Genomic DNA, 1,911 nt, shown 5'->3' with positions numbered 1-1,911 from the left:
TTAGCTTGATAAGTAGGTATAACTAAATCAAACAAAACCTTCCAAAAACAAACTTTAGGACGGTTATTTGTCATGCACTTTTTTAGTATAGCACGTGCCTATTAAACTTTTAACAGAAAATTATTGACAAACTATTAGCTGGTTTAGTTTAAGTATAATTCTTCACAATCTTTATAGTGATATTAATGTAAATTTCCAACAAAAAACCATCTCACCTTTAGAAATCTATAAAGGTGAGATGGTTTTAATCAAACTTTATTACAAATTATCAATCTTTATTATAAATGAACAAACTTTATTACAAAGTCACACATCTACCTCGTATGCAACCCTATCGTACCGAGGCGCTTTTTTTTTGCAAAGACCTATTTTAGCAGTTCGAAAGATTTATTAATATTCAAATCACCGTACAGTTGGTCAAACAGCTTGCCGTCTTCCGACTGGGGAGCAAACGGATTGGACTGCGGTACCGTATACACATACACCATGCCATTGGCTTCCGTAATGACGCTCCCTACAGGCGGGCCTTCTTCGCTGGAGAGGCGACTCCAATCATTTTTGGAAAATACGGAGATCATCAGCAGCATCTCAGTATCTTTTCCATTTTTTGTCGTATAATCGAACTGCACTACATGCTTAGCCGATGGCATGATTTGATTTGCATTTGTGCCTGCATATTGGCTTGCCTTGTAACGTCCGTTCCATGAAGCAGGCAATTTAAAAGTGAAGTTTGCCTGAGAATTCGTGTATAGTTCTTGGTTATCCGCCAAAACATCTTTGAGTTTATTTCCTTCCCAAGTTAAGATCAGATGATCCACATATCCATAATTTCCTCCTTGAGGGGCTGTTACGATAATATCGTTCACTTTGTTGCCCGTATAGTCACCAATAATCAAGTTTGGTTCTCGGGCGGATTCCCCATACAATTTTCCATCCGTCCCTTTGACCATCCAATCATATTTTGTGTATCTTTTAGTTTTTCCCTCCTGCACGATGATGGATAAATCATTCGCATACGCATCCAGTTTTCCATCAATCTTTTCTTTTGTACCCACCAATATCACATTGTCTTTAACTGAATTACCGTCAATATCGGACACCTTGCAGTCGAGTACATACGTATTTTCCTTAAGTTTAAGTTCGGGTACTCTAAATTTTTGACCAATTTCTATTTTTGGCAACGTTTTTTCGGATTGCTGAGTCACCACTTTTGGATCTGAAGCTGCCTGTTTTGCCAACGAAACTTGTGGCGCCCCGATTCCAACTGCACAAATGAAACCTGCCAACGCTAAATAAGAAATTTTCTTTACGGACTGCTTTTTCATTTTCTAAACCTCCATTTATTCATTTTTGTCTCTACATAAGTAAGACGTATGAGGTCCCCTAAAAAGTTTGTTTTTGGATTGGAGGAGAAAGAAATCTTTTTTTATAAGTAGTACCTAAAAGGGGTAACGTCAGGTAAATGCGGATTTACAACGATAAGGAAAGCCAAAAATAATAAAGCCTAATTTCTCGGTGATGTAAGTGTAGCTTTAGAATAAAAATTGATTGAAAAATTTCCTTCATCCTTTATTTATCAGCAAATGCAAAAACTCCATTTTGAAAAAAGATTGATCAAAATGAAGTTAATCTTTATAACTAAGTATGAGATTTTTATAAAAAAAGTTTGATCAATTAAATGAGCCTTCTTCAACTAAAGCACCCCGTTAGCCATCCATGTAGCGCAAAAACCAGCGCTACACCACAGAAGATGAAAATGTACTCAGAACGGGTATTGTATACTACGGCTGGGAGAGGAAGGTCGATAAACTATGGTGCCTTGAGCCCTTCCGTTAGTCTGACTCCAACGACCACGGTGTATCACTGACTGTCGCTCCCTCACGGGAAGCACTCATGGGAGATTCATCCTAC

At 37.8% G+C, this 1,911-nt stretch carries 1 protein-coding gene; it reads right to left on the bottom strand.

Annotated elements, in window-relative coordinates:
• Positions 1 to 365 precede the first annotated feature (365 nt).
• Positions 366 to 1,325 (bottom strand): hypothetical protein, encoded by a 960-nt coding sequence (locus AC1DCY_RS27050; protein WP_477355744.1) that lies wholly within the window; start codon positions 1,323 to 1,325, stop codon positions 366 to 368.
• Between the last annotated feature and the right edge of the window lie 586 nt (positions 1,326 to 1,911).

The organism is Lysinibacillus sp. 10T31 (assembly GCF_056394365.1).
The sequence above is the reverse complement of the archived record's forward strand: the minus strand, read 5'-3'. Positions and strand labels throughout refer to the sequence as shown.